The organism is Stenotrophomonas sp. 05L44_2, from assembly GCF_056665995.1.
Map to the genome: position 1 here is coordinate 1 of NZ_JBFTNR010000341.1, position 4,428 is coordinate 4,428.

The 4,428-nt window shown below is 68.0% G+C and carries 5 protein-coding genes; 3 read left to right on the top strand and 2 right to left on the bottom strand.

Annotation, left to right across the window (positions count from 1 at the left end; translation table 11 throughout):
* Window positions 1-937: LPS export ABC transporter permease LptG (gene lptG, locus AC1VAN_RS12920; protein WP_480985932.1), on the top strand; the 937-nt coding region annotated here is incomplete at its 5' end.
* Between the two features lie 82 nt (window positions 938-1,019).
* Here lptG and AC1VAN_RS12925 read toward each other — a convergent pair.
* Complete coding sequence (locus AC1VAN_RS12925; protein ID WP_480985933.1) at window positions 1,020-1,508, bottom strand: RDD family protein; 489 nt, start codon at window positions 1,506-1,508, stop codon at window positions 1,020-1,022.
* A 56-nt stretch (window positions 1,509-1,564) separates the two neighbouring features.
* On the opposite strand from AC1VAN_RS12925, the gene xerD reads away from it, so the two are divergent.
* Window positions 1,565-2,542: a site-specific tyrosine recombinase XerD gene (gene xerD / locus AC1VAN_RS12930; protein ID WP_442252316.1), complete on the top strand. Its 978-nt coding sequence runs from the start codon at window positions 1,565-1,567 to the stop codon at window positions 2,540-2,542.
* Window positions 2,543-2,642: 100 nt separating this feature from the next.
* Complete coding sequence (locus tag AC1VAN_RS12935) at window positions 2,643-3,434, top strand: thioredoxin fold domain-containing protein (protein ID WP_032977259.1); 792 nt, start codon at window positions 2,643-2,645, stop codon at window positions 3,432-3,434.
* A 117-nt stretch (window positions 3,435-3,551) separates the two neighbouring features.
* Here the strand turns inward: AC1VAN_RS12935 and AC1VAN_RS12940 are convergent.
* The coding region (locus tag AC1VAN_RS12940) for a glycoside hydrolase family 18 protein (protein ID WP_480985934.1) at window positions 3,552-4,428 on the bottom strand (877 nt) is incomplete at its 5' end.

A 4,428-nucleotide genomic window follows, 5' to 3' on the forward strand; every position in this document is an offset into this window, starting at 1 on the left:
GCTGTACACCGTGCCGCGCCGGGCCTACACGATGTTCCCGACCGCGGCGGTGATCGGCGCGCTGATGGGCCTGGGCCAGTTGGCCGCGACCTCGGAGCTGACGGCGCTGCGCGCGCTGGGCCTGTCGCGCAAGCGCCTGAGCGTGTCGGTGGCGATCGCCCTGTCGCTGCTGACCGGGCTGATGGTGATCAGCGCCGAGACTCTGGGGCCGTGGGGCCAGAACCGCGCCGATTCGCTGAAGATGAGTGCCAAGTGGGGCACCGACATGGCGGTGGCGCGTTACTCCGGCCTGTGGGCGCGTGAAGGTGACACGTTCCTCAACGCACAGAGTGGCGAAGAACAGCTGGTCGGCGACAAGGGCACCCGGCTGATTCTGCGTGACGTGCGCCTGTACAAGATCGACGAAGAGGGTCGGATCGGTACGCTGACCCATGCGGCCACCGCCGAGCATGACAAGGATGGCTGGGTGTTGACCGGCGTGCGCCGTGACACCTTCGGCGAGCGCTCGGCAACGCGCCAGGAAGCGGCCCGTGAGCCGTGGAATTCCAAGCTGGATGCCGGCGCCCTGGCCACCGGCATCGCCAAGCCGCGCAACCTCAGCGTGTCCGAGCTGAGCACCAGCATCGCCTACCGCGAGCGCAACGGGCTGGATGCACGCGACTACGAGGATGTGTACTGGAGCCGCTGGTTCTATCCGTTGAATGTGCTGGCGCTGTGTCTGGCGGCGGTGCCGTTCGCGTTCGGTTCGCTGCGCAGTGGCGGCATGGGCAAGCGCTTGTTCCTGGGCATCCTGTTCGCGCTGGCGTTCTGGCTGCTGCAGCTGTTCTTCGGCCGCATGGCCGGTGCGCTCAAGTTCGACTACCGCATTGCCTATGCGCTGCCGCCGATCGTGATGCTGGCCGTGTCCGGGTTGTTGTTCCGGCGCAAATCGGGCTGATTCCGGTAGCGCCGGGCCACGCCCGGCGAAGGTGTGCGATATCCCGCGTCCGCCGGGCATGGCCCGGCGCTGCCAGGACAGGTCAGCGCTTCGGCATCCGCAGCAGCTGCGTGGCACTCGCGCGGTCGTGCCAGGTCAGCCGCTGGCGATCCACCAAGGCCCACCAGAAGCCCAATCCGCCCAGCAGCAACGACAGCGTGGCCACCGCGAAGCGCAGCCACAGCTGGCCGCGTCGCAACGGCGTGCCATCGCGTGATTCCAGCTTCAAGCGCCACGGGCGCATGCCCAGCGTCTGCCCACCGCGCCGCCAGCTGGCGGTGGCATACCACCCGGTCATGGCCCAGCACACCGCCCACAACAGCCATTGCCAGGCACTGAAAGGCGCGATGTTGTCGCGCTGCGCATGGCCGCTGAACGTATAGGCCAGGGTGAAGGCCGTGYCGGCCAGCATCCACAAGGCCAGCACCGGCAGCGCGTCATAGATCATCGCCAGCAGGCGCCACAGCAGCAGCGCGCGCGGGCGGGGCGTATCAGCGGCGACGTGGGCCGCATCGGTGGCGGGGCTCGACATGTGCCGAGCATACGCAATGCTGGCCGTGCCCGCAGTTGGCCTCGTATCCTGCGTGCATGGCCGTCACTTCCACTCCCACCGAACGTCGTCAGCTGGTCCAGCAACTCCCGGAGCTGCGCGGCGAGGACAGCCAGCGCATCCAGCGTTTCCTCGATGCGATCTGGGCCGAGCACGGTCTGGCCCGCGCCACCCTGGACAGCTATCGCCGCGACCTTGAAGGCCTGGCGCGCTGGTGTGACGGGCGCGACGGTGGTCTGGCCGGTGTTGAACGCGCCGGTCTGTTCGATTACCTGGCCTGGCGCACCCGCCACAACTGGTCGCCGCGCAGCAACGCGCGGTTGCTGTCGGCGCTGCGCGCGTTCTTTGCCGATGCCGTGCGGCGTGGCGAACGCAGCGAGGATCCCAGCGCGCTGCTGGACCCGCCGAAGCTGCCACGGCTGCTGCCCAAGGCACTGGCAGAGAGCCAGATCGACGCGCTGCTGGCGGCACCGGATATCGACAGTCCGCTCGGCCTGCGCGACCGCGCCATGCTGGAGCTGATGTACGCCGCCGGGCTGCGGGTGAGCGAGCTGGTGCTGTTGCCCGCCACGGCGGTGAACCTGCGCCAGGGCGTGCTGCGGGTGACCGGCAAGGGCAGCAAGGAACGCCTGGTGCCGCTGGGCGAGGAGTCGCAGTACTGGCTGGAACGCTACCTGCAGCAGTCGCGACCGCAGTTGGTGGGGAAGGGCAAGGTGCAGGCGCTGGCCGACGGGCAGACGCCGCTGTTCATCGAACCGGCGCTGCATGGCTTGACCCGCCAGGCGTTCTGGCACCTGGTCAAGCGCTATGCGGCGGTGGCCGGTATCGACCCGGCGCGGATCAGTCCGCATGGCCTGCGGCACAGTTTCGCCACCCACCTGCTGAACCGTGGCGCCGACCTGCGCGCGCTGCAGATGCTGCTGGGCCACAGCTCGCTGTCCACCACGCAGATCTACACGCTGGTCGCACGCGAACACCTGCAGAAACTGCACGCCCGCCATCATCCACGCGGCTGAGCCCGCGGCTGAACCCCTGCCGGGCCTGTGCGCGGCATCGCGGACCGCTCAGGATGGCTGTGTCAGAATCCGGGGTCTTCTTTCTGCTGCGGACTGCTCCATGCTCCGATTCGCCATCGCCGCCGTGTTCGGCGCGCTCAGCCTGAGTGCCTGCGCCCAGCCCGCCCCGCCCGCCGCAAAGGCCCCCGCTGCAGCGGCAGCCAAGGCCGGCCCTGCCGCCACGGCCAATGCTCCGGCCGAGCAGGCCGTGCGCAAGGCGCTGACCGAGCTCAACCCCGGCTTCCAGGTGGACTACATCGGTGCCGCGCCCTTCCCGGGCTTCCGTGAAGTGGTGGTCTCCGGCCAGCTGCTGTACGTCTCCGACGACGGCCGCTACCTGTTCCAGTCGCAGCCCTACGACACCCGCGCCAAGAGCCCGGCCAACAGCGAAGGCCTGCTGGGCTACCGTCGCGACCTGCTGGCCAAGGCCAACCATGGCGACCGCATCGTGTTCGCCGCGCCGAACGCGAAGTACACCATCAGCGTGTTCACCGACATCGAATGCGGCTACTGCCGCAAGCTGCACCAGGACATCGCCGAGCTCAACCGCAACGGCATCACCGTCGAATACCTGGCCTTCCCGCGCATGGGGCTGGGCAGCAAGGATTACACCGACATGATCTCGGTCTGGTGCGCGGCCGATCGCCGCCAGGCGCTGACCAATGCCAAGCGTGGTGGCACGGTGGCAGCGAAGAACTGCACCAACCCGGTGGCGATGCAGTACGCCCTGGGCCAGCAGTTGGGCGTGAATGGCACGCCGGCGATCTTCGCGCCCGATGGCACCCAGCTCGGCGGCTACCTGCCGCCGGCGCAGTTGCGTGCTGCGCTGGAGAAGCTGTCGGCCAAGCGCTGATTGAAACGCCGCCGGGCATGGCCCGGTGCTACCGTGGATGGGCGGGTAGCGCCGGGCCATGCCCGGCGGATGCATCAGACAGAAAGCCGGGGACGCAGTGCGCCCCCGGCTTTTTTTTTACTTCAACCCATCACTGACCGCCTTGGTCAGCGTGCCCTGCGCATCGTCGCCGCTGAACTCCCAGACGAACGCACCGCCCAGTCCCTGGGTCTTCACGTAGCCCATCTTGCGGGTGATGTTGGCCGGGGTATCGAAGCTCCACAACGTGCTGCCGTTGTAGATCCAGGTGGCACCGGCGGTGTTGTCGGTGTAGCTCGGCCACGCCAGGTTCTTCAGCACCTTCCAGTCTTCAATGCCAGCCTCGTAGGTACCCGGTGCCGCACCGGTGGCGCTCTGGTACAGGCCATTGTTGGCGTTGGTCACCCCGGTCCAGCCGCGCCCGTAGTAACCGATGCCCAGGTTGAGCTTGGCGGCGGGAACACCACGGCTGATGAAGGCCTCGATGGCGTCGTTGCTGTTGTACAGCTTCTGGTCGCCGGTGGACGGATCATTCGGCGAATCGAACAGCGCCGACTGGTGATTGGTCTTCGCATCCCACGCGCCGTGGAAGTCGTAGGTCATCACGTTGATGTAGTCCAGGTACGGGTGGTACGCGGCCGGATCGGTGACGCGGATCTTGTCGATGCCGGCGCCGACTGCCACCGTCAGCAGCAGGCCCGGGCGCACCGCATCGAGCTGGCGGCGGAATTCGGCCATCAGCGCGGTGAAGTTGGCGTTGTCCTCGGGCGTGCCGCAGGCGATACCGCAGGCCACCGGGTATTCCCAGTCGATGTCGATGCCATCGAACACCCCCAACGCCGCACCGGGGCCACCGGCACCGTCGGTCACCGGCAGGTTGCCCTTGATGTAGGCGTCGATGCACGAAGCGACGAAGGCCTGGCGGTTGGCCGGTTGCGCCGCGCTGGAGAAGCCGCGCGACCAGGTCCAGCCACCC